Annotated in this window: 22 protein-coding genes and 1 tRNA gene; 12 read left to right on the forward strand and 11 right to left on the reverse strand. The window is 45.7% G+C overall.

The window, feature by feature from the left end:
* The first annotated feature begins 36 nt into the window (after positions 1-36).
* Both MKS89_RS11340 and MKS89_RS11345 read left to right on the forward strand, forming a co-directional pair.
* A complete protein-coding gene (locus MKS89_RS11340) occupies positions 37-549 on the forward strand; it encodes a MarR family winged helix-turn-helix transcriptional regulator (protein WP_072956346.1) in 513 nt (170 codons plus the stop codon).
* Between the two features lie 295 nt (positions 550-844).
* Positions 845-1,351 (forward strand): Fe3+-citrate ABC transporter substrate-binding protein, encoded by a 507-nt coding sequence (locus MKS89_RS11345; protein WP_072956344.1) that lies wholly within the window; start codon positions 845-847, stop codon positions 1,349-1,351.
* A 158-nt stretch (positions 1,352-1,509) separates the two neighbouring features.
* On the opposite strand, the gene MKS89_RS11350 is transcribed toward MKS89_RS11345, so the two are convergent.
* Together MKS89_RS11350 and gltX are read right to left on the reverse strand one after the other, a co-directional pair.
* A complete protein-coding gene (locus MKS89_RS11350; RefSeq protein ID WP_072956341.1) occupies positions 1,510-2,511 on the reverse strand; it encodes an OmpA family protein in 1,002 nt (333 codons plus the stop codon).
* A gap of 267 nt (positions 2,512-2,778) precedes the next feature.
* Positions 2,779-4,206 carry a glutamate--tRNA ligase gene (gltX, locus tag MKS89_RS11355; RefSeq protein WP_072956340.1) on the reverse strand — a complete coding sequence of 476 codons (1,428 nt, stop codon included), beginning with the start codon at positions 4,204-4,206 and terminating at the stop codon, positions 2,779-2,781.
* 244 nt (positions 4,207-4,450) lie between these two features.
* On the opposite strand from gltX, the gene MKS89_RS11360 reads away from it, so the two are divergent.
* Together MKS89_RS11360 and MKS89_RS11365 are read left to right on the forward strand one after the other, a co-directional pair.
* Positions 4,451-7,201, forward strand: a complete 2,751-nt coding sequence (locus tag MKS89_RS11360; protein WP_072956338.1) for a heavy metal translocating P-type ATPase — start codon at positions 4,451-4,453, stop codon at positions 7,199-7,201.
* An 85-nt stretch (positions 7,202-7,286) separates the two neighbouring features.
* Positions 7,287-8,165, forward strand: coding sequence for a TraB/GumN family protein (locus MKS89_RS11365; RefSeq protein ID WP_072956335.1), 879 nt, complete (start codon positions 7,287-7,289; stop codon positions 8,163-8,165).
* 77 nt (positions 8,166-8,242) lie between these two features.
* Here MKS89_RS11365 and MKS89_RS11370 read toward each other — a convergent pair.
* Positions 8,243-8,319: transfer RNA gene (locus MKS89_RS11370), tRNA-Pro, on the reverse strand.
* Between the two features lie 704 nt (positions 8,320-9,023).
* Here MKS89_RS11370 and smrA point away from each other — a divergent pair.
* Positions 9,024-9,605 (forward strand): DNA endonuclease SmrA, encoded by a 582-nt coding sequence (smrA, locus tag MKS89_RS11375; protein WP_072956334.1) that lies wholly within the window; start codon positions 9,024-9,026, stop codon positions 9,603-9,605.
* A 126-nt stretch (positions 9,606-9,731) separates the two neighbouring features.
* Here smrA and upp read toward each other — a convergent pair whose 3' ends face one another.
* Positions 9,732-10,358 carry a uracil phosphoribosyltransferase gene (upp, locus tag MKS89_RS11380; RefSeq protein WP_072956480.1) on the reverse strand — a complete coding sequence of 209 codons (627 nt, stop codon included), beginning with the start codon at positions 10,356-10,358 and terminating at the stop codon, positions 9,732-9,734.
* Positions 10,359-10,592: 234 nt separating this feature from the next.
* On the opposite strand from upp, the gene purM reads away from it, so the two are divergent.
* The 3 genes from purM to nudI all read left to right on the forward strand — a co-directional run bounded on the left by purM (position 10,593) and on the right by nudI (position 13,017).
* Positions 10,593-11,633, forward strand: a complete 1,041-nt coding sequence (purM, locus tag MKS89_RS11385; protein WP_072956331.1) for a phosphoribosylformylglycinamidine cyclo-ligase — start codon at positions 10,593-10,595, stop codon at positions 11,631-11,633.
* A gap of 3 nt (positions 11,634-11,636) precedes the next feature.
* Positions 11,637-12,284, forward strand: a complete 648-nt coding sequence (gene purN, locus MKS89_RS11390; protein ID WP_072956329.1) for a phosphoribosylglycinamide formyltransferase — start codon at positions 11,637-11,639, stop codon at positions 12,282-12,284.
* Positions 12,285-12,588: 304 nt separating this feature from the next.
* Positions 12,589-13,017, forward strand: coding sequence for a nucleoside triphosphatase NudI (nudI, locus tag MKS89_RS11395; RefSeq protein WP_072956327.1), 429 nt, complete (start codon positions 12,589-12,591; stop codon positions 13,015-13,017).
* Positions 13,018-13,072: 55 nt separating this feature from the next.
* Here nudI and MKS89_RS11400 read toward each other — a convergent pair whose 3' ends face one another.
* Positions 13,073-13,918 (reverse strand): class II glutamine amidotransferase, encoded by an 846-nt coding sequence (locus MKS89_RS11400; RefSeq protein WP_072956324.1) that lies wholly within the window; start codon positions 13,916-13,918, stop codon positions 13,073-13,075.
* A 29-nt stretch (positions 13,919-13,947) separates the two neighbouring features.
* Positions 13,948-14,523 (reverse strand): D-sedoheptulose 7-phosphate isomerase, encoded by a 576-nt coding sequence (gene lpcA, locus MKS89_RS11405; protein WP_072956322.1) that lies wholly within the window; start codon positions 14,521-14,523, stop codon positions 13,948-13,950.
* Between the two features lie 316 nt (positions 14,524-14,839).
* Here lpcA and fadE point away from each other — a divergent pair, with 316 nt between their 5' ends.
* The gene (gene fadE, locus MKS89_RS11410) at positions 14,840-17,326 is read left to right on the forward strand and encodes an acyl-CoA dehydrogenase FadE (protein WP_072956320.1); all 2,487 of its coding nucleotides are present in this window, start codon (positions 14,840-14,842) and stop codon (positions 17,324-17,326) included.
* A 127-nt stretch (positions 17,327-17,453) separates the two neighbouring features.
* Here fadE and MKS89_RS11415 read toward each other — a convergent pair whose 3' ends face one another.
* Positions 17,454-18,701, reverse strand: a complete 1,248-nt coding sequence (locus MKS89_RS11415) for a TIGR03503 family protein (protein WP_072956318.1) — start codon at positions 18,699-18,701, stop codon at positions 17,454-17,456.
* 14 nt (positions 18,702-18,715) lie between these two features.
* Positions 18,716-19,453, reverse strand: coding sequence for a DNA polymerase III subunit epsilon (gene dnaQ / locus MKS89_RS11420; protein WP_072956315.1), 738 nt, complete (start codon positions 19,451-19,453; stop codon positions 18,716-18,718).
* Between the two features lie 57 nt (positions 19,454-19,510).
* On the opposite strand from dnaQ, the gene rnhA reads away from it, so the two are divergent.
* On the forward strand, positions 19,511-19,972 hold the full coding sequence (gene rnhA / locus MKS89_RS11425; RefSeq protein WP_072956312.1) for a ribonuclease HI: 462 nt from the start codon (positions 19,511-19,513) through the stop codon (positions 19,970-19,972).
* Between the two features lie 4 nt (positions 19,973-19,976).
* Here rnhA and MKS89_RS11430 read toward each other — a convergent pair whose 3' ends face one another.
* A complete protein-coding gene (locus MKS89_RS11430; protein WP_072956310.1) occupies positions 19,977-20,705 on the reverse strand; it encodes a methyltransferase domain-containing protein in 729 nt (242 codons plus the stop codon).
* Positions 20,706-20,757: 52 nt separating this feature from the next.
* On the opposite strand from MKS89_RS11430, the gene gloB reads away from it, so the two are divergent.
* The gene (gloB, locus tag MKS89_RS11435) at positions 20,758-21,516 is read left to right on the forward strand and encodes a hydroxyacylglutathione hydrolase (protein WP_072956307.1); all 759 of its coding nucleotides are present in this window, start codon (positions 20,758-20,760) and stop codon (positions 21,514-21,516) included.
* A 74-nt stretch (positions 21,517-21,590) separates the two neighbouring features.
* On the forward strand, positions 21,591-23,165 hold the full coding sequence (locus MKS89_RS11440; RefSeq protein WP_072956305.1) for a lytic transglycosylase: 1,575 nt from the start codon (positions 21,591-21,593) through the stop codon (positions 23,163-23,165).
* A 98-nt stretch (positions 23,166-23,263) separates the two neighbouring features.
* Here the strand turns inward: MKS89_RS11440 and MKS89_RS11445 are convergent, their stop codons facing one another.
* Both MKS89_RS11445 and glnB read right to left on the reverse strand, forming a co-directional pair.
* The gene (locus MKS89_RS11445; protein ID WP_072956302.1) at positions 23,264-24,124 is read right to left on the reverse strand and encodes an endonuclease/exonuclease/phosphatase family protein; all 861 of its coding nucleotides are present in this window, start codon (positions 24,122-24,124) and stop codon (positions 23,264-23,266) included.
* A gap of 111 nt (positions 24,125-24,235) precedes the next feature.
* A complete protein-coding gene (gene glnB / locus MKS89_RS11450) occupies positions 24,236-24,574 on the reverse strand; it encodes a nitrogen regulatory protein P-II (protein WP_072956299.1) in 339 nt (112 codons plus the stop codon).
* Positions 24,575-24,609 lie beyond the last annotated feature (35 nt).

Below are 24,609 nucleotides of genomic sequence, written 5' to 3' on the forward strand. Positions count from 1 at the left end.
ATATCATTATCCTCTTTGAATCAGGTGCATAGGGCTATGGATATTATCGACAGGATCGTCAATCAGTGGGCGGCAGAAAAACCAGAACTGAATACACTGCCTATGAGCATTTTTGGCCGGATACTACATTTGGCTAAACATTTAGAACAAGAAATTGCCAATATTCATAAACGATATGATCTCAAATCAGGAGAGTTTGACGTACTTGCAACATTACTCCGCTCTGGTGCCCCTTATCAGCTAACCCCTTCCGCATTAATCAGTACTGCGATGCTAACCTCAGGCGCGATGACAAACCGACTTGATAAGTTGGAGCAAAAAAATTTAATTACCCGGATTCATAGCAACATTGATCGCCGAAGTATTTCTGTACAATTAACCGAGCAAGGCTACCAACTCATCAATCAAGCACTGGCAGAGCATGTTCAGGCTCAGGAAAGATTGATCAGCGTTTTAAACCAAACAGAGCAATCACAACTCTCCACTCTGCTTAAGTCTTGGTTATCGTCATTTGACCCGAGCACCCCATCAGGTAGTGACATTGAGTAACAAAGCGTGCCCGTGTTACTTTTCTTGCAATAAAAATTGAATGGAATTCTCGAATATTGCCACAATTGTTGTGTGTTATCTCAAACTAGCTCAGAATACCAAAAGTGTTGCTCATATGACGTGGATCTGTCTGAATCCTTATCTGGATTGAAAGGAAGATTAAGACATACGAATCATAACAGCCATGAGCGGTATTTCCTGTCGCATCACTCATGACTGAAGCGAACGGAACCACTTCACCTTAGTGGTGATTTGATCTATTATTGTTAATAATAAAAATATAGATAACAAACGGATGAAGAAGAGTAATCTTGAAACCAATACTGGCCATCGTTTTATTTCTAAAGCGAAAACTGCTTACAAAATTCATATACATACGCCAGATGATAAAGTTTTACACCGCTCTGTTGGTTTCATCCGTATTGGTGAAAAAAAAGGGCTAAAGAAAGCGATTTTGCTTCGTAATGAACTCGGCCGTCAAATGTGGGGAAAGCACTGGCGAATGCTTCTCAAAGATCCCTATCTAATGACACGGCTACCCCACAGCCTTGAACCTAAAATTATCTATAAACCTCGCCCCACCAAAGACAACCCAAGCTATCGGGATACTTGCTACATTGCTGCTTGGCGTACCTATGACGATCAAGGAAAGTGCCACTTCAAGAGTGTGGTTTGTTCAATTAATAAGCATGGTAAGCTAGCCGCATATACGAAAACCAAAAAGGCGCTTCTCGATGCGCACAAAGATTATCTCGATATTCTAATTTTTATGGGCCGATTAAATAGCATCGATCTGAAATAATGACGCTCCCGACACAGTGAGCAATTCATTCCATCCGTATTTCCCATTCTCTTAATACTAATTTTACGGCTAAATACATATAAAAACGCTGCGATATGCGAGCTTTAAGCCCTCATATCGTAGCGCTGAATCAAGTTGAATTCGAAATTGTTTTGCGTTTATTCTTTGATGACAACCTGATAAGTGAATGTCGGCACTTCAACTTCAACCCGTCGGTTTTGCGCCCGACCTTCTTTGGTATCGTTGGATGCGACAGGCTCTGATTCTCCCATACCACGTACGGTGATTCGATCCGCATCAACTCCTTGAGAAATGATCTGATCCGCAACAGCCTGTGCTCTTTTCAACGACAGTGATTGGTTGTATTCCTTTGAACCGGTTGAATCGGTATACCCCGTCACCATCACTGTCGCTTGAGAATAACGAGACATCAATTCAACGACTTCCTGAAGATCAGCAACGCCCTGTTTACTCAGTGCAGCACTGTTTAATGCAAAGCTACTGGCACTATTCAAGCTCTTTTTCACAGTTTTAATCACCTGTGTTTCAACTGGTTCTGCCGGAGCCGGTTCCGGTGCTTCTGCAACAACGGCCGGCTCTGCAACAGCTGGCCGAGGTTTGCTTGTCACGACAGGTACAGACTCAGAGCGACCAAAACGATAAGTAACGCCCAATGTAGCCATATTGCCTTGCGCTCGTACAATATCATTATTCATATCAGTGAGCGCCTGATATTCCAGACGAACAGCCACATTGTCATTCGCACTCAATTCAAGACCTGCGGCTGCCAGATAAGACCAATCATCTTTAGAGCCATAGTCAACATAAGCGCCACCGAGTTTTGCATACAGGTCAAGATTTTGATAAAGAGGAAAATTAAACTTAGGCGCAATGGTTACTGCATTCACATGGTCATTGACCATACCTGCCCCGGTAAATTTCCCTAAGTGATCATATCCGGCCTCCAATGCGACATGATCCCAAACCTGATAGCCAAGAAAAGCCCCAACTGCCGATGAATCATCATCGCAGACATCTGTCGGACGGCATGAATCATCCAGCCAAGACTTGCCCACTTTACCACCTACATAAACCTCGGCATGAATTATTGTGGAAACCATCCATGATGCTGCCGAGATCACCATTATCATTTTATTCATGCTGCTATTCCTTTTTTATTGTGAGGCTCAAGCTGACTCGCTTCGAGCACATAGAATCAGCGTTACTCTATGGCATCACTGTAAAAAATGAGAGAGGAGCGTGTTAAATTACTGTCACCTTTTACTCGTCCTGAAATACGGCAACGTATTGAGCAGCGCCAACTGAGATGTATGATTGTATATATGATATGTATAGGATCGAGACAAAAAAGCCGCAACATCTATTGCGGCTTCTCAACTATCTTCAGTTATCTTGTTCTTGTGGCCTTAGCCCGCATTCGCTTCACGCTGCTCAATAAATTCAAGTGCCATCTGGATCCGCTTCATCACCCGCGCTTTACCGATCAGCTGCATTGTGGCATCGACAGATGGAGACTGCCCCCCGCCGGTCACTGCAACACGTAACGGCATTCCCACTTTACCCATACCGAGCTCCAGCGTCTCACATACATCAGTAATGACCTGATGCAAACTCTCAGTGGTCCATGTCTCCAGCGCTGTTATTTTTTCCAAAGCCAGAGCGAGAGGCGCTTTTGCTACCGGACGCAGATGTTTCTTCGCGGCAGCCTCATCAAACGCATCAAAGTCTTCATAGAAATAACGCGCCTGCTGCGCCAGTTCAACCAAGGTGTGTACCCGATCAGCCAGCAGTTGGATAACTTCCGTTACCGCAGGGCCATTTTCCGGGTTGATTCCCTGATGATCCAAATGCCATTGCAGATGTCCGGCAACGTATTCTGGATCCGAGTTTTTGATATAGTGATGGTTTAGCCATAACAGTTTATCAGTATTAAACGCAGAAGCTGATTTGCTAATCGCATTCAGACTAAAGTGCTCAATCATTTCATCACGAGAGAAAATTTCCTGATCACCATGAGACCAACCAAGCCGTACTAAATAGTTATTTAATGCTTCAGGCAGGTAGCCGTCATCCCGATATTGCATCACCGAAACAGCGCCATGACGTTTCGAAAGTTTGGCGCCATCATCCCCTAAGATCATGGCACAATGAGCAAACGTTGGTACCGTCGCGCCCAGCGCTTCATAGATATTGATTTGACGTGCGGTGTTGTTGATATGATCTTCTCCCCGCACAACATGAGTGATGCCCATATCCCAGTCATCAACAACCACACAGAAATTATATGTGGGAGAACCGTCCGTCCGGCGGATGATTAAATCATCGAGTTGATCATTACGAATTTCGATCCGTCCACGAATTTGATCGTCAAAAACAACACTTCCCTCTTTCGGGTTGCGGAAGCGCACGACAAAAGCATCGCCATCTTTTGCCGCATCATTCACTGCTTTGATCTTCGGATGATTCGCGTCATAGCGAGGATTCTCTTTGTTGGCTTCCTGCTCTGCGCGAACGTCATCCAACAGCGCTTTGGGGGCGTAACACTTATACGCGTTTCCTGCTGCAAGTAACTGTTCAACCACTTCATCATAACGATCAAAACGTTTCGTCTGATAATAAGGACCTTCATCCCAATCCAATCCTAACCAGCTCATGCCTTCCAGAATTGCATCGACCGCTTCCTGCGTTGAACGCTCTAAATCGGTATCTTCAATTCTTAATACAAATTCACCGCCCTGATGTTTTGCATAGAGCCAAGAATACAATGCCGTACGGGCACCACCGACATGAAGAAACCCTGTAGGGCTTGGAGCAAAACGCGTTTTAACCGTCATGAGATTTACCTTTATTCTGATCGAGTTTAACAACTTCGGATCTAGATGTATCAGCCAAAATTTGGCCAGTATTCTAGCACCTGAGTATCAATCACGACAATGACCCTTTGTCCTGAATTTTCAGTCATGTCAGTGGATAGCGCGTCACGCTCAGCAGAAAAAACCAGAAATAGCGAAATGCCTTGACCTTCCCCTTGCGTCAAGGTTTATTTTGATGCGAAATGGGATAGAGAAAGAGACGAACATGTATCATTTAAAACTACCGTTATCAGGCTTGCATTGTATGGGCTGCGCTCGGAAAGTAGAACGTCAGCTCAAAGCGAATTTGAATGTCGAAATCTGCAATCTCTCCCCGTCTCTCATTGAGATGGATACCGATGCATCCATCGATGAAATCGTCGAAAATATCGAATCTCTCGGCTATCAGGTGGGTAAAAAACAACATTACACATTACAGGGTTTACACTGTGGCAAGTGTGTTCAAAAACTCACCGACCTTCTGAGTAAAAGTGAACAGATTCAAGATTTGAATGTGACCAAAGAGTCGCTCTCACTGGTCACAACTTTACCGAAACAGGACATTCTCGATCAAGTTGCATCACTTGGCTATCAAGCCTTTACAGAGGCATCATCCCCAAACAGCAATCCTACGCCCCAAACCCCTGAAACAGATACAGATATAGAAAAACCAACAGAATCAACATCAGTGACACCACCATCTCGTCAACCACATCAAATGGACGTCACGACCAATTTACTCGTCAAAGGAATGACTTGTGCCAGTTGCGTCGCTTCCGTAGAAAAAGCGCTGTTATCCGTCTCTGGTATTGAAGACGCCCAAATTAATTTATCAGAACAAAGTGCTGCAACATTTTCCGCACGACAGCCGGATCAACAACAGCTAATTGCAGCGATACGCGCTGCCGGATACGACGCTGAAATTATCGATGACCCGGCACAGCAACAGGAAAAACAGCAAGCCCATTTAACGACGATACTCAAATACCATCGCCGTCACGCTGTCATGGGGCTATTACTGGGGATTCCGATTATGGCATGGGGCGTTTTCGGTGGCAGTATGCTGATCCAAACACAGCAACAACAGTTGAGCTGGGGGATCGTCGGTCTCTTATGTTTAGGGCTACTGTGTACTGCGGGTCGAGGTTTCTATCAAAGTGCATGGCAGGCACTTCGGCACAAAAGAGCCACCATGGATACACTGGTCGCATTAGGAACGGGCGTTGCGTGGCTTTACTCAATCATAGTGGTCATCGCACCACACTGGTTTCCCATCCAAGCCCGTCATGTCTATTTCGAAGCCAGTGCCATGATCATCGGTCTTATTTCTTTGGGACATGCCATTGAATCAAAAGCCAAAGCGAAAACAACACAATCGCTACAAGCTTTGATTCAGCTCCAGCCCCAACAAGCAACACTTATCACCGAGAGTGACGATCAGAGTATTCCTGTCGCACAGATTGAGAAAGGGATGCATCTGAGAATTAAACCCGGCGATAAACTGCCTGTTGACGGGGTTGTGATGCAAGGAGAATCCTATCTGGATGAATCCATGTTAACCGGAGAACCGATTCCCACACTGAAACGTTCCGGAGATACCGTCTCCGCAGGGACCATCAATCATGACGGTAGTCTGGTGATTGAAGCAACCGGTGTCGGCAGTGAAACCATGCTTTCCCGCATTATTCAGATGGTCAGAAGAGCACAAAGCAGTAAACCGCCCATTGCAAAACTCGCCGATCAGATTTCTGCTGTGTTTGTCCCTGTCGTCGTCGCTATCGCTATCGTGGCTGCATTGGTCTGGTTCTGGTTCGGACCCGAGCCCAAAGTCAGCTATATGCTTGTCGTAGCGACCACAGTGCTGATTATTGCCTGCCCCTGTGCATTGGGACTCGCGACGCCGCTATCGGTGACGGTTGGTGTCGGCAAGGCCGCTGAAATGGGTATTCTAATCCGTGATGCCGAGGTGCTTCAAACCACCAGCCATATTGATACGGTTGTCTTTGACAAGACCGGTACATTGACGGAAGGCAGACCACAGGTGCAATCGGTTGAAAGCTGCCATCGGGAACAACACGAGTTGTTATCCATCGCCTATGCACTGGAGCAACAATCAGAACACCCATTAGCCAAAGCGGTGTGTGAATACGCACGTTCAAAACAAATCTCAGCAGCTCAGATTTCATCCTTTCAAAATCTGCGCGGACGCGGGGTTAAAGCGTCTTACAACGGTCACGCTGTTCATATCGGTTCAGTGCATTACATGACCTCTTTGGGGGTCTCATTCAGCCAAATACAAACCACACTTGATCATGTCCTTGAACAGGCATGGACACCGATTCTGATTGCTATTGATCAAAACATTCAAGGCGTGATCGCTGTAGCCGATCCGATTAAAGCCGATGCAGCAGAAGCTATTCAAACACTCAATACGTTGGGCATCAAAACCGTGATGTTAACCGGAGATCACCATACTGTCGCCCAAGGTATTGCCAACCAGTTAGGCATTCAAGAGGTCATCGCTCAGGTTCTTCCCGATCAAAAAGCAGCACACATTATTGAATACCAGCAAGCGGGACATAAAGTCGCCATGGTCGGTGATGGCATTAATGATGCGCCAGCGCTAGCACAAGCTGATCTCGGCATTGCCATGGGGAGTGGCAGTGATGTGGCCATCGAAAGTGCTCAGATGACATTTCTCAACAGCTCACCTCTGTCGATTCTTAATGCAATTTCGCTCTCAAAAGCAACGGTAAAAAATATCAGGCAGAACCTGCTCGGGGCTTTTATTTACAATACCCTCGGCATTCCGATCGCAGCCGGCGTATTGTATCCATGGTTTGGCTTTCTACTCAGCCCCGTCATTGCCGGAGCAGCGATGGCTTTATCGTCGATTACCGTTGTCACAAACGCCAATCGGTTACGGCTATTCCGGCCTCAGCATCAGTTGCATGAGTCAGAACATAAGGCTCAATGATTTTGAGTGATGAACAGTTGCCTATCAGTCATGACCCAATCTATGCTAGCGTTCAGATGAATGCCACAAGATAGGAAATTAACTTATGCAACTCACCCGTCTGCTTTCAGTCGGCGCTATCATCCTCAGCTTCTATACCAATGCCGAGCCATTATATTGGCTTGCCAGTAAGAATCAGACGCAACTGATGCTGTTGGGCTCGATTCATGTCGGGCACCCGGATATGTACCCGTTACCCAAACCGGTGATGGACTTTCTTCGCGACAGTGATGGATTAATTGTCGAAGCCGATATCCGTCAGGCAAACAAGTTGCAATATCCACCCGTCAAGTGGACCTCACAACAAGTGCTCTCTGCTTCGGAGCTGGAAAAATTAGATCGTATCGCTGAAGAGTTAAATCTCAATGTGCAACGTCTGAAAACATCGCCACCATGGCAAACGGCTATCGGTTTACAAATGCAGGCAATCAATCGCTTGGGGTACCGTGCTGATCTCGGTGTTGATCAATATATGATTCAAAAAGCAGAATCTGCATCGATTCCGATTATTGGCCTCGAATCACTCCAGTCTCAAATCGATTTACTGGCAGGTATGAAGCAAAATGGTAAAGCGTTGCTAACGACCACGCTGCAAGATTGGGGAGATGATTCGCACGAAACTGAATGTTTGGTGACAGGCTGGCATCTGGGCGATCCAGAGCAATTAAAACAGTTGATTGATCATCATGACATGTCCCAAGAAATGTCTGAGCAACTTGAAGTCAAAAGAAATCATCGCTGGTTAAAGCAACTAACGACCGCACCGATATTGACTGAACACCCTTCGAAATATCTCGTCGTTGTGGGTGCCTTACACTTAATCGGCCATGAAAATTTAATTCAATTGCTGACCAAGCAAGGATTCACCGTCACCCGGCAAAATACCATTGAGAAAGGGACGAACCTGATGGATCAATGCCGATAAACAATCACCACCGCCCAAGGCGGTGGTTTAGAGCTGACAACGAAAAAAGCCCCAGCATATGCTGAGGCTTCTTAATATGGTCGGTGAAGAGGGATTCGAACCCCCGACCCTCTGGTCCCAAACCAGATGCGCTACCAAACTGCGCTATTCACCGAGTCTTGGTTGGGCGACTGTTAATAGCGCCTCAACGGGGGGCTATAATACGGATTCTTGTTATAGACGCAACTCATTTTCGCTAATTTTTCAAAAAAAATAATCAAGTGCTCAAAAGACATCCATCTCTGACTATAAATGTGACGATGGACACATGAATTTCAACAAATAAGTAACTTCATCAATACACTTGATCCAGATCATCACTTGATTGATTCACTCACTTTATGTTTAGTACGTCTTCGCAACTTTGAGGAAACATCGCTTAAAACTGAACATCAGGGTTTTGCTTTGGCAGGTAGCTTGTTTTTACAGATCGAATGTTTTTTACAGGTCGAGTGTTTTAACGAACAAATTGTCACTGCGTAAACACGGTTTGGCCACAGTGTGCAGTTTCTTATCGACAAAGTCATGAATGACAAATCTCCTCACTAGATCGCTTAGCTCCTGTAAAAAACAGTTATAAGCTATGCACCGGAGCGGACTCTTTTCCACTCCGGTTTTTTATTTCTGTCTGCCATATATTTTCCCCATAATCACTCAGCACAATGCTTCAAGCTTCCCCAATTTAACAGCAACACTATTTTTTATCCTCCCACCTTTGGTAAACGAATGTTGCGAGAGTCTTGCATCTCAAAGTCACTTCGGTATATATACAAAAATGACCTCAAGGTACGTGATTGACAACAATTCGGAGGAATGCGCATGTCTCAGAAAGATTTCGAGTTATTTCAGCAAATGATGGAAGATGTCAAACCTCTGAAGCACGATACAGCCGAACTGAAGAAAAATTTACAGATTACTGAGGCGCATCTTGCCCGGCAAGAAGCAGCGATGAAACTAGAACAGCATGAGTCTGATTACCTGTCTCTGGAACATGCACCGCCAGTCAAGCCTCATGATCTGATCGAATTTAAGAAAAGCGGGGTTCAGGACGGTGTTTACCGGAAGCTCAGATTAGGCAAATATCCCATTCAAGCACGTTTAGATCTTCATCGAAAAACACTGGAACAGGCCCGTGACGAGGTTGTGAAATTTTTACGCCAGTGTATGCGAATGGATATTCGAACCGTCCTCATCATTCACGGAAAAGGCGAACATTCGAACCCACCGGCACTGATGAAAAGCTATGTTTCATACTGGCTTCCTCAGATTGAAGAAGTCCAGTGTATTCACAGTGCACAGCGGTTTCACGGAGGGAGTGGTGCACTTTATGTTCTTTTGCGTAAAAGTCAGGTACAAAAACTGGAAAATCGTGAGCGTCACCAGAAAAAACGGCCTCACTAACCGGAAAAGTAACAACTAATAGCGTTTATTTATCTATACACGCATGCACTTTGGATAAACAAACCGAAAATAAAAAAACAGCCAGACTATACAAGACTGACTGTTTTTTTATCTGATGCATGCAACTTACTTGGTACCGAAGATTTTATCTCCCGCATCACCAAGACCGGGAACAATATAGCCTTGTTGATTCAGATGGTCATCGATTGCAGCAGTGTACAATTCAACATCCGGATGCGCTTTTTCTAAAGCCCGAATCCCTTCAGGTGCAGCCACCAGAACCAAGATTTTAAATTGAGTACATCCCTGCGCTTTTAGCAAATCAATCGTCGCGATCATCGAACCACCAGTTGCCAGCATGGGGTCAACCACCAAAGCAATTCGCTCTTCGATATTTGAAGCAATTTTATTAAAATAGGGAACGGGCTCAAGTGTTTCTTCATCCCGATAAATACCCACCACGCTAATACGGGCACTCGGTATATGCTCAAGCACACCATCCATCATGCCTAATCCCGCACGAAGGATCGGAACAACCGTCACTTTCTTACCTTTGAGTCGGTCAATTTCAACCGGGCCATTCCACCCTTCAATTGTCACTTTCTCGGTTTCAAAATCTGCTGTTGCTTCATAAGTAAGTAAGCTGCCGACTTCAGTGGCTAACTCGCGAAAACGCTTGGTACTAATATCAACCTCTCTCATCAAACCCAATTTGTGTTTGACAAGCGGGTGCTTAACTTCGACAACTTTCATCTGCATCTCCGACATTCAATCAAATAAACTTTTCGATTATACATACTTTCTATCGTTAATTTTATCCTTAACATCAGGAAATATCATGATTTAGCACATAGAGAAGTCATGACTACCAAGAATTTTCAGCCAATCTCGCCAGATAAAAAAATCAGCGCAAACGTTTTCCTTTTACTTTTTTCCCCTGTAGAATAACGCCGTTTTCATATCCAACCAAAGAACGAGGATGACCCCGTGAGTGGCAAGAACACATCTCTGAGCTATAAAGATGCAGGCGTTGATATTGATGCAGGCAACGCGCTTGTAGAGCGAATTAAAGGTGCAGTAAAGAAAACGCGTCGCCCAGAAGTAATGGGTGGTATCGGTGGTTTTGGTGCCCTGTGTGAATTACCAACCAAATATAAGCACCCAGTGCTTGTCTCAGGAACGGACGGTGTCGGCACGAAATTACGTCTGGCACTGGATATGAAAAAGCACGACACCATCGGGATCGATTTAGTCGCAATGTGCGTCAACGATTTGATTGTACAAGGTGCGGAACCACTGTTTTTCCTTGACTATTATGCCACCGGAAAACTTGATGTTGATACCGCAGCAGACGTTGTTTCAGGGATTGCCGAAGGCTGTCTTCAGGCTGGTTGTGCGCTGATCGGCGGAGAGACCGCAGAAATGCCCGGCATGTATGAAGGTGAAGACTATGATGTCGCTGGATTCTGTGTCGGTGTCGTCGAAAAAGAAGCCATTATCGACGGTTCCAAAGTTGGCGCCGGTAACAGCTTAATTGCTGTAGGCTCGAGTGGCCCTCACTCAAATGGTTATTCACTGATCCGTAAAATTCTGGAAGTATCAAATGCAGATAGCTCAGAATTGCTGGACGGAAAAGCCGTTGGTGAACATTTGCTCGAACCGACCAAAATTTATATCAAGTCAGCACTCAAACTCGTCGCTGAACACGATATTCACGCCATTTCTCATATTACGGGTGGTGGATTCTGGGAGAATATTCCTCGCGTTCTACCACAAGGTACCAAAGCCGTTATCGATGGTAGCAGTTGGGAATGGCCAGCGATTTTCAAATGGCTGCAAGAAAAAGGTCACGTCGATACTTACGAAATGTATCGGACTTTCAACTGCGGCGTCGGTTTGATTATCGCACTACCAGAAGCACAAGCTCAGGCTGCGGTCGAACTTCTCCAATCAGAAGGAGAAAATGCTTGGATTATCGGGCATATTGCAGAAGCACAAGCTAACGAACCGCAAGTAGAGATTAAATAGTTCATGAAAAGTATTGTCGTTTTAGTTTCGGGAAACGGGACCAACTTACAAGCAATCATTGATGCTTGTGATTCTAAAATGCCCAATGGCAGGGTGACTGCTGTTTTTTCAAACAAAGCAGATGCTTATGCGCTGGAAAGAGCCAAAAAAGCAGATGCCGCGGCAATCTTTGTCGATCCGAAAGCCTTTGACACGCGTGATGCATTTGACCGTTCATTGATGGAACAGATTGATGAATATGCACCAGACCTGATTATTTTGGCTGGTTATATGCGTATTCTGAGTGCAGAATTTGTTCGTCATTACATGGGAAAAATGATTAACATTCACCCTTCTCTATTGCCGAAGTATCCCGGCCTGAACACTTATCAGAGAGCGATTCTCGCTGGAGATGAAGAACATGGCACCAGTGTTCACTTCGTCACTGAGCAACTTGATGGCGGCCCAGTCATTCTACAAGCCCGGGTTCCAATCGATGATGATGATACCATTGAATCTCTGACCCGTAAGATTCAGGAGCAAGAACACCAAATCTACCCTCTGGTCACTCAATGGTTTGTTGAAGAGCGTGTTGAAATGCGTGACGGCAAAGCCTATCTTGATGGCGAGCCACTGGGAATTTATGGCTATAAAGGCCACTCAGCACGTTAATCACCAACGTTCTCAGCGCTTTCAATGTTGAACAGGCGGCTCCATGGGGCCGCTTTTTACTTTTCTCTCATCCTCAATTTATGCTTCACGCCAGTCCGTCTATCCACCACACCTCTTTTAATATTATTATTATATTGAAACGCTCTCATATTAAGGATTATATATTTGCAATATTTTATGCATAAGTAAGAATATATCCGGAGAACGACATCAAACATATATGACTTTATGCCATGAACTCATGAATATAGTCCCCGATCCCCAATGTAATTATCAATAAAATTCAGAATAAACAGGAGCCTTTATGCGACAGCGAACCATTGTTTGCCCCTTGATCACCAACAACGGGGATTACTTACTTTGTAAAATGGCAAATGATCGTGGTGTATTTCCCGGTCAATGGGCGCTTCCCGGCGGAGGTATGGAACCGGGAGAAACAATGGAAGAGGCATTAAGACGTGAAATCAGAGAAGAGCTGGGCCCTGAGTTAGAACTCACGCGGATCTCTCCTTGGAAATTCAGAGACGACACTCGGATCAAAACTTACCCGAACGGAACTCAAGAAGAAATCTATATGATTTATCTGATATTCGACTGTGAAAGTGCCAATCGTCGTATTGCAATTAACGACGAATTTCAGGAATTTAAATGGGCGAATCCTGAAGAACTTCTGACGCTGGATCTGAATGACGCAACAAAAGTGACCTTTGCACAAAAAGGTTTGCTGAAATAAAAAGATCTGCCAAAAGGAATGCCAGAGGCTTGCAACAAGGCAAGCCTCTGTTCTTTTAGTCGAGTGGCTCCGTCGGAGCCTGAGAGCCGGGTTTGTCTTCCGCAAACGGAACATCTGCTAACTGATACTGATTGGTATCAATCAACTCGCCTTGATGAAAAATATTGTACTCTCCGGGCTTCATTCGGTGCCACTGCTCATTCAGTGTCAGTGGCTGAGTTGCAATCACCGTAACAATGTCATTGGGTGTCGTCTCTTCCTGAAAATTGACTTCGACTTCCTCATCAATCAAGGTTGCCTTACCAAAAGGTGACCGACGTGTAATTGAATAGAGATGATTGGTACAGTAAGTCATCACATGCTCACCATCCGTCAACAGCATATTAAAAACCCCCAGCTGCCGAAGCTGGTCACACTGTGAAGCAATAAAACGACAGACTTCTATGGCATCGTCCGGAGGGGTCGGATATTGATCTTCCAAACGTTTTAACAACCAACAGAATGCAAGTTCACTATCTGTTTCCCCCACTGGCCGATGGTTGGCTGTATCGAGAGCCTCATAACCACTCAATTGTCCATTATGAGCAAACGTCCAGAAACGGCCCCAAAGCTCTCGCGTAAACGGATGGGTGTTTTCCAAACTGACCCCGCCACGATTTGCCTGACGAATATGACTAATCACAGCCCGACTTTTGATTGGGTATTTCTGAACCAGTTCAGCAATCGTGGATTGATAGCCAGGCTTTGGGTCCTTGAATGTGCGAAACCCCTTCCCTTCATAAAACGTAATCCCCCAGCCGTCACGATGCGGGCCTGTTTTGCCACTGCGCTGAATCCAGCCAGTAAAACTAAAACAGATATCGGTCGGAACATTAGCGCTCATGCCGAGCAATTCACACATAACCTACACTCCCCTTATTGAACCGATGATTAAGCCATTTCTTTCTCAATCAACATAATCAAAATATGGATGATCTTGATATGAATTTCCTGAATACGATCAGCATAACCGAAATGAGGAACTCGGATCTCAACATCAGCAATACCAGCCATTTTGCCACCGTCTTTACCGGTTAAAGCAATACTTTTCATACCTTTGGCTTTCGCCGCTTCGATCGCTTTCAGGATATTACCGGAATTCCCTGAGGTCGACAGCCCGAACAATACATCACCTTTGGCACCGACAGCCTCGACATAACGAGAAAATACAAATTCATAACCAAAATCATTACTGACGCACGACAGATGGCTGGGATCTGAAATGGCAATGCCCGGATAGCCCGGCCGATTATCACGGTAACGTCCAGTCAGTTCTTCAGCAAAATGCATCGCATCACAATGGGAGCCACCGTTCCCACAAGAAAGCACTTTTCCACCCTGTTTAAAAGAATCAGCAATTAGCTTGGCAGCCGCCTCAATCTGAGCAATGTTGTGCTCATCACTTAAAAACTTGTTTAGTACGTCGGCAGCTTCGTTCAGCTCGTTCTTAATTAAATCGTGGTACATAACTCAATTCTCTTTGATGTATGCTGAAATGGCACTCTTACGACAAGAGCGGTACATGTTTACCCGGCTCACTCAGAAGATACTGGTGAAATGTTCCGGAGATAATCATGAGTTTACCCCAACAATTCATTCTGTCGAGCCTTGCCCTGTAAGAATGTTATTCCTTCCCTCAGATCCAGTGCATCATCGCTCCAAATCACCAGAAAGTGACTCACAACCCGATCTCCTTAACACTTTTGCAACATTACAACTGGTAAGACCTCTTCGATGGTTCTACGATAGAAACATCTGAATCTCCCGATTAAGGAAAAGAAATATGAGTATTTTGCTCTCGATCGTCGTATTACTCGCGGTATGGGGAATCTGCGCCTATCATCGTCTCTCGATGGCATTGGGAACAGGAATGCTTACTGCATCACTCATTGTGTTAACGCTGCTTGGCCAAGTCGGTTTCACATTCTGGGTCATTTACGCACTGGTCCTTGCCTGCGTGACTGTCCCATCGATTCGGCAGAATCTAGTGACCTCCCAAATTTTCAGTCTCTTTAAACGCCAACTCCCACAAATGTCCAAAACTGAGAAAGAGGCCTTAGATGCAGGAACCGTTTGGTGGGAAGCCGAACTATTTCGCGGCAAACCCGACTGGCAACAACTACATCGTTATCAAACACCCCATCTGACCGAAGAAGAACGCGCATTTTTAGACGGCCCAGTGAATCAGGTCTGTGAAATGGTCAATGATTATCAGGTCACTCATGAGCTGGCAGACTTACCGCCTGAAATCTGGGAATATCTCAAAGCGCAGAAATTCTTTGCCATGATTATCAAAAAACAATATGGCGGCTTGGAATTTTCGGCCTACACACAATCACTGGTGCTGCAAAAACTGGCAGGTGTCTCTGGTATTCTCGCCATCACGGTCGGTGTGCCAAACTCCTTAGGTCCCGGAGAATTATTGCAACATTACGGCACCGAAGATCAAAAAGACTATTATCTGCCTCGGCTGGCAACGGGTCAGGAGATTCCCTGTTTTGCCCTCACCAGCCCTGAAGCGGGTTCCGATGCCGGTTCGATTCCTGATTTTGGTGTGGTTTGTAAAGGAACATGGGAAGGAAAAGAAGTCATCGGGATGCGTCTGACTTGGAATAAACGCTATATCACACTAGCCCCCGTAGCAACCGTATTAGGGTTAGCATTTAAATTACAAGACCCGGATCATTTACTCGGTGAAGAAGAAAATATCGGCATCACCTGTGCGTTAATTCCAACCGATATGGCCGGTGTCGAGATCGGTCGTCGTCACTTCCCACTGAATATTCCGTTTCAAAATGGCCCGACTCAAGGAAAAGACGTTTTTGTCCCGCTCGACTTCATCATCGGTGGACCCGGTATGGCCGGTAACGGATGGCGAATGCTGGTTGAATGCCTGTCGGTTGGCCGCGGTATCACCCTGCCATCGAACTCAACCGGTGTCACCAAAACGACCGCAGTGACAACCGGCGCCTATGCGAGAATCCGCCGTCAGTTCAAGCAACCAATAGGGAAAATGGAAGGGATTGAGGAGCCACTAGCACGCATAGGCGGGAACGCCTACCTCATGGATGCTGCCTGTCAGCTCACCGTGACGGGTATCATGAACGGCGAAAAACCCTCCGTTATTTCAGCAATCGTCAAATACCACTGTACCCACCGGGCTCAACAGTGCCTCAAAGATGCCATGGATATCACCGGCGGGAAAGGGATCTGCCTTGGTCCGTCGAATTTCCTTGCCAAAAACTATCAGGGTGCCCCCATCGCAATTACGGTTGAAGGTGCGAATATTCTGACTCGTTCAATGATAATCTTTGGCCAAGGCGCAATTCGCTGTCACCCTTATATACTCAAAGAAATGGAACTGGCCCATTCTCAAAGTGACAACGCAATGGCGCAATTCGACCGGACACTCAGCGCACATATTGCTTACACCGTGAGTAATGCGGCGCGCAGTTTTTGGCTTGGTCTCACCAATGGGCTCGGGTCCGCAGCACCGCATCATGACGAAACCAAACGTTACTACCAAAGACTCAACCGTTACAGTGCCAATCTCGCACTCATGGCCGACCTAACTATGCTAACACTCGGCGGTAGCCTCAAACGCAAAGAACGTGTATCAGCCCGTTTGGGAGATTTGCTGAGTCAATTGTATTTGTCTTCAGCAACATTGAAACGCTATGACGATGATGGCCGTCACACTGAAGATTTGGACTTGGTGCGTTGGGCTCTGGAGGATAGTCTGAAACAGATGGAGGTGGCATTGTCAGAATTGCTCGACAACTACCCGTCCCCAGTCTTGGGTTATCTGCTCAAACGGATCCTCATGCCTTATGGACGAGTTTGTCACGGCCCCGGTGATAAACTGGATCACCGAGTTGCGAAACTACTGCAATCTAACACCGCATCCAGAAACCGTCTGGGTCGTTATCAGTACTGGTATGCAAGCGAACATAACCCAGCAGGTCGGATTCATCAGGCATTGGATACGATCATTCAGGCAGAACCGATTTTTGATAAGATCTGTCAGCTGAAAAATAAACATTACCCATTTACCAATTTGGATCAACTGGCGAAAACAGCACTGGATGAACAGCTGATTTCAAGTGATGAATCGAATCTACTGATCAAGGCAGAACAAGAACGCCTCTATGTAATTAATGTCGATGACTTTGCACCGGAAACGTTAGCAGCCGGATCGTCTGACCGTCCGAAACAGGGAAAAACAAAGCGCAGCAATCGTAAAACTACCAGTTCGGTACAAGAATCCTAAGGTCAGGGATACAAGAAAAAGCGGTGTCCATAAATAAGCATGTCAATATAAAAGAATGCCAGTCAGCACCACTGACTGGCATTCTTTTATATTGACAGCGTTCCACAAATCACTCGGGACATCACGCTTATTTTTTCGGCATATCGAGCTGTAGTGATACTCCAGATTTTCTCGCTTTTATCTTGCGGACGACCATCCAGATGATGAGTCCCAAAATCAAAGCACCAATATTCCCTAGCGCAATGTAAATCAGTTTCCACTGTCTTGCAGACTCCCGCTGTTGCAGTATCTCTTCCTGCTGTTCCTGCTTAACTTTCTCTGCAAGGGCTTTCTCTTGCATGAGACGCGTCTGCTCGATATTCACATCTTCCACAACACTATATGTATGTACAGGGATTGGGAAGACAAGCGGCCGTTGAGAGTTGGCTTCCGTCGCATAGACTCGGCCATTCCATTTAAAGTTACCCACTTCACCATCGTTAGGAATCGCCAGTTTAACGGTCAGCGATTCCCTACCGGATTGCCCTTCGGCAGTAAAATGGTTGTCATACCGATCCCAGTGATCGACATGAGCCACCAGCGACCCTGGTTTGATCGTACCTTCTAGCCCGGAAAACACCACTTGATGAGGCTGATCATCAGCTCGGGACTGAATAAAAGACGTGGTAATCGGTGATGGATAAACCAGCACTTCTTGTTCCTGCGCGCGTAAAAAGACGCCATTCCCCGAGGTAATCCGTGCCCGGTATCTTCCCGGCTCAGAAAAAATGTTCAGTTTGACGGTAAATACACCATCGCCGGGTTTCTCATCGAGCCCCCGACCATCATCGGAAAACTCACCGATCACATCAGGTTTCGGGCGCGCTTCTTTGACCAGTTGTTCTTCATTCTCGATATATTTGGTAAAGGTCACTTTCAGTTTCACGCGATCCAAAAAATCACGGATCGTTAACGGCTTATCATCGGAAGTCAGTCTGGCGGTAAACTTAATATCTTCGCCCTGATATAACCGTAACGGGAGCTTATCGGTGGTCAACGCCAGATTAGAGATGAGTCTGATATTATTTTTGGGTGTCACTTTCCCTACCGCTTGCCAAGGACCGGGCATGGGCTTATCAATCGAGATAATATCCATTGAGGGTTCTTGATACCAACGGACATTTTCAGGATGCTGCCATGAATAGTATTTAGTGCCATCTGGGCGAACTAACACCACAGGTTTCGAAGGTTTCTCACGGTAGATGACGAAAGTAATCTGACTGATTGTCGGATCCACCCGAACGCGATTATCCAACAAAGACACCGGAGAATTTGTTGCAGCATAACTTCCCAGCGATACCCATAGCCCGATAAAGATCGTTAACACCCGCAACATATATATTCACTCTCCTACTGACGCCAAAGACAGCTGCCATTTTTTTCAACTAAATCTAAACGATCTTGATGTGCTTGTATTTCATCGGCAGTTGCGCTTAAAACCTTTAGTGATTTTCGCCCGGTGGCAACTCTGCGAATGGCTTCACTGCCATCTCCGGAGCTTTGTCCTGCCGAAAACTGCAATGAGGTCTGCCCACCGGTCATGAACAGATAAACGTCAGCAAGAATCTCCGCATCGAGCAAAGCCCCGTGCAATGTTCGATGTGAATTATCGATCCCATAACGTTCACACAACACATCCAGATTGTTCCGCTTACCGGGGAAAATCCGTTTGGCCATTGCCAACGTATCGGTCACCTTACAGTACTGTTCTGTTTTACCGATGTCGGCATTGAGCTTAGCAAATTCATAATCCATGAAGCCGACGTCAAACGGTGCGTTGTGAGCGACCAGTTCAGCCCCGCGAATAAATTCCAAAAAAGCCGAATGGACATCTTTGTATTCCGGTTTATCGACGAGAAATTCATCGGTAATGCCGTGAACTTCAATTGCTTCTGGCTGTATTTGGCGATCCGGTTTGAGATAAACATGAAAATGTCTGCCGGTCAGTTTACGATTGATGATTTCAACCGCACCGATCTCAACGATTCGATGTCCCTCATAGTGTGGACCACCATCTTGGTTCATACCTGTGGTTTCCGTATCGAGAACCACGATACGATGTATTTCAGAATTGTTGCTAGTATTCATTGGGATAACTGTGTCAGACTATATTGATTCAATCACTGTGGCTTATAGTATCAAATCATGGCGAAACAGGTGGAAATTTTCACAGATGGTTCTTGTCTCGGCAATCCGGGACCGGGTGGATATGGCATTGTTCTGCGTTATAAAAGCACTGAAAAAAATCTGTCTCAAGGCTTTCGGTTAACCACAAATAATCGGATGGAAATGATGGCGGCAGTTGTCGCACTGAAAAGTCTCAAAGAACCCTGCCAAGTCATTTTGACAACAGACAGTCAGTACGTCCGACAAGGGATTACCCAGTGGATTCATAACTGGAAGAAGAAAGGCTGGAGAACCGCAGATAAAAAACCCGTTAAAAATGCAGACCTATGGCAAGCACTGGACAAAGAAACTCAGCGACATAGCGTTGAATGGCGTTGGGTCAAAGGCCATGCCGGTCACCGGGAAAATGAAATTTGCGATGAACTGGCTCGTACAGCGGCTGAGTCACCAACCGCTGATGATGAGGGATATCAACCGTAACCGCTCACTCAGAATGGGTACGGTAATTGATCCGAACCGGGCTGAGCGGGCGTTTGAAACGCCAGTGCGGTTTAATCAGCTTCAACGGATAGGTTCTTTTTCTGGCAACGATAAAGTACAGGCTACCGAAAGTACGACAGCTATCACTGATATTATTTTCCAGCCAAGTCCAGAGTGGACGGTAATTCTGAACCGGAAACAACGCATACCGTTCGCATTCAAGCACTTGATAGTTCAAAACGCCCAGCCAGTCACTGATACGGCTGGGCGTGAACATCCGCCCGCTCCACGGCAAATATTTCTTGCGCCACGGTAAGATACTCGCACATCCGGTCAGACTCATCGGATTAAATCCGGTCACAATCAGATAACCGTCATCAACCATCACCCGATCAACTTCTCTGAGCATGCGGTGCGGATCGTTACAATAATCGAGCTGATGCGCCAAAATCACCACATCAATACTTTTTTCCAGAAAAGGTAAGTCATACTCATCTGCAATGAGTGTATGTAATGGGTTTTCTATATCCAAATGGACTTGATGTTGAATATTTGAAAGACTACTGGCAAGCTCACAACTTAAACCGCCCAATTTCAGCATATGATAACCAAATAATTTCGGCCACCACTCATCTAACCGGGTTTGGATCGACTCACTGACCCATTGACCATTCTTCAACTGGTTCCAAGAGTGTGGCTTATCGATTTTTTTTTCACTGCGTGCCGGTTCCATGACTGCCCCGCTACAATAAGCTCAATAAAAAGAAGGTGAATGGAGATAACTCATGTTAAACATCAAAAGCATACCTGCATTTCGCGATAATTACATCTGGCTCATCCAAAATAGAGATCAACACTGTGTCGTTGTTGACCCCGGTGATGCTGGCGTTGTCATTGACTACCTGACATCCAATCATCTGACTTTAGATGCAATCCTCATTACACACCATCATGCCGATCATGTAGGTGGCATCAGTGAACTTGTCCGTCACTATCCTCATATTCATGTTGTCGGTCCGGCCAATGAAGCAATCCCCGGTATCACTCATCCCGTCTCCGGTGGTGATCAGATTGAAGTATTCGACCATATATTTCATATCATCGATTTAAAAGGGCATACACTGGGACATATTGGCTATTTGGGTGAATCCGAAGTTTTCTGTGGTGACACGTTGTTTTCTGCCGGATGTGGCCGCCTGTTTGAAGGGACTGCGGAAGAGATGTGGCAGTCATTACAGAAATTGAGAGCTTTGCCAGAAGAAACCAAGGTTTACTGCGCCCATGAATATACAGCCAGCAATATTGCCTTTGCATTAGCCGTCGAGCCGGAAAACCCAGCCTTACAGGCATATCGCGATACCGTCAATCGCTTGCGCGCCCATCATCAGCCCACCTTACCAACAACCATAGGGCTAGAGAAACAAATTAATCCTTTTCTACGCCCGGAACAGGCTGAAATTATTAAATCCGTCTCAGATAGGAACTCTGCCCTTGATCCACTCTCTGTTTTTACAGTATTACGTGAGTGGAAAAACGAATTTTAACACTTCCGCTCTTGTCATCGTTATCCTGAGACAAGTATCATTACGGGCTGCGAAAAAAGGGCTGCTATTAATTTATGAGAATACATATCAGTTGGGTGCTAATGTTGTTAGTCACCGGATGTCAAACCACCCAACCGTTTGAACAAACGAATGCTTCCGATCCGACCAACACACAGTCGCCTGAGCATTCAGAAAACGCAGCCGCAAAGCCGCCTGCAACGTTCCAGACGGCTGTCAAAGAACAGAAGAAAATACCCACACCACAGGAACAAACGGACTTGTGGCAACGTATTATTATGCAGTTCCGTCTGTCAGTGCCGGATCAAGCATCGGTAAAACGGTATCGGGCTTGGTATCTCAGACATCCCGGACATATAGAAACCGTCGCCCAAAGAGCAACTCCATTTCTCTATCTGATCACTGAAAAGATTGAACAACGTCATCTCCCACTTGAACTCGCTCTGCTCCCCGTCGTCGAAAGCTCATTTGACGCCTTTGCCTACTCTTATGGCAGAGCCGCCGGCTTATGGCAGTTTGTGCCTTCAACCGGGAAAATATATGGTCTGAAACAAAACTTTTGGTATGACGGACGGAGAGATGTTGATGCAGCAACCGACGCAGCGTTAGATTACCTTTCCTACCTGAACAAGAAATTCAATGGCAATTGGAATCATGCCATTGCTGCCTACAATAGTGGCAGCGGCCGAGTCTCCTCCGCGATTCGAAGAAACAAAAGAAAAGGGCTGCCAACCGACTTTTTCTCATTAGATTTACCCAAAGAGACCAGTAGTTATGTCCCTAAACTGCTGGCATTGGTCGATGTCATTGCCCATCATCAACAATACGGTATTGAACTTCCACCGATTACAAACCAACCCGTACTGGCTCGCGTCGATCCTCAGAAGCAGCTCGATCTTGCCGTTGCAGCAAAGTATGCCGGCATCAGTGTCAGAGAACTGCAGAGCTATAATCCAGCGTTCAATCAATGGGCGACATCACCGAATGGTCCATATAACTTACTGATTCCTGTTGATAAAGTCAGTGTATTTGAACAGGCCATCGAGGCCGATGACGGAAAAGGAATGAAACTGATCCGTTATCAGGTTAAGTCCGGTGATGTGTTGAGTACCATTGCTCAAAAATACAATACGACCACAAAAGTCATTCAAACAGTGAATCATCTTGATGGAATGCTGATTCGTGTCGGACAGTATCTGATGATTCCAACCTCAGTCAAAGACGAAAAAGCCTATACACTCAGTATGAGTAATCGACTGGCGAAGATTCAGTCCAGAGTCAGAGGGCAATATAAGATGACCCATCGTGTTCGCTCAGGAGAGAGTTTATGGACGATTGCCAAACACTACCATGTCTCCCATCGGTCTCTGGCTAAATGGAATGGGATGAGCCCGAAAGATCCGCTCAAGATTGGCAAATCTCTGGTGATCTGGAAAAAAGCCAGCGATGGCGCAATCATCCGGACCTTATTTTACAAGGTTCGCAATGGTGATACCCTCAGTGGCATTGCCAATAAATTCAGAATTAAAACATCCGATATCATCAAGTGGAATAGCCTGATGGGAAAAAAATACCTCCAACCCGGCCAGCAGTTGAAGTTATATGTCGATGTAACCAAAGTCAGCGTTTAAGCACAACAATCGCTTTACCGGAAATTCCACCACTCCGGTAAAGCGCTTTTCATTGATTCTCATTGAATAAGAACAAACACTCGCTTCAAGAAAATACACTAGTGCGGTAAAGAGAAAGAGACCTCAATCGGATTATGATCCGATGCGGTTGTCTGTATCACACTGGCCTGATTCAGAATCAGCCCTCGGTAAAAGACATGATCCAGCGGATGAGAAAGGAACTGTTTACGCTGGTCATGCGTATATTTCACTTCCTGCATCGATAATGAGGCCATCATCTGATTGACCAGCTGAATCCTCGCATCACTCCAGCTATTAAAATCACCGGCAAACAAGATCGGCCCTTGATGAGAGGCCAACGTTCGCGTCAATTGTTGCAACTGCTCCTGAAATGCATCGATCCCAAGAGAAAAGTTAATGGCATGGACATTCACCACCGCCAGCGTCTGTGCCTGAGGTTCACTTAACTGATAATAGGCAACCAAAGCCGATTTAGGCAGACGAATCAATGGCTCATCAGCAGTATAAGCACAAGCGGAAATAGGGAGTCGCCTTGCAATATTCATCACGCCAGCAGACTTGTTGAAAACAGAGAAAGCCCGAACCTGCAATGCCGACAAATCTTGTTGCATCAGCCATTGATACAATGGCGAACCAAAACTAGATTCCTGAAGCAAGATCAATTGTTTGTGTTGACTATATTGAGTCAGTGCCGGCTCCCAATCGGAGCGGTTCTCTTTATAGATATTCCAGACCAAAACATTCAACGACCCTTGAGCGTCAATCGCAGCAGCCGTGTGACGATTCTGATAACATTGCCCATCAACAGCCGGAGCGGATGACGTTGAAGGCACTAATGCCATCAGTTGTGGTGAGTCAGGGACTTGAAAAACAATCGTCGCGCCTAATCCAGAGAGGAATAGTAAGACAGCAAAGATGATCGCCAATCTTTTTTTCATGGTGTATTTTCCGGAAAATAATCAAAGAATAAAATGGCAGGAATAAAACAGTCGTTGATGACATCGTTCATAAACTAAAGAAGGAGCCATCGGCTCCTTGCTTTCATTCGGTTAGATAGCGTCTTCGTCTTCTTCACCTGTGCGGATCCGAATCACTCGCTCAACATCGGCGATAAATATTTTGCCGTCGCCAATTTTGCCGGTTTGTGCCGTTTCAATAATGGCATCAACACATTTATCAACAACATCACTGGATACAACAATTTCCAGTTTCACTTTCGGCAAAAAATCCACCATATATTCAGCGCCGCGATATAACTCAGTGTGACCTTTCTGACGTCCAAATCCTTTGACCTCTGACACAGTCATCCCCGTAATCCCGACATCGGCAAGCGCTTCCCGAACATCATCGAGTTTGAACGGTTTAATAATAGCTTCTATCTTTTTCATGTTCATCCTTTAAACTTTATGGGTTACAGGCATTA

This window comes from Vibrio gazogenes, from assembly GCF_023920225.1.
In the GTDB taxonomy this organism is placed as follows: Bacteria; Pseudomonadota; Gammaproteobacteria; order Enterobacterales; family Vibrionaceae; genus Vibrio; species Vibrio gazogenes.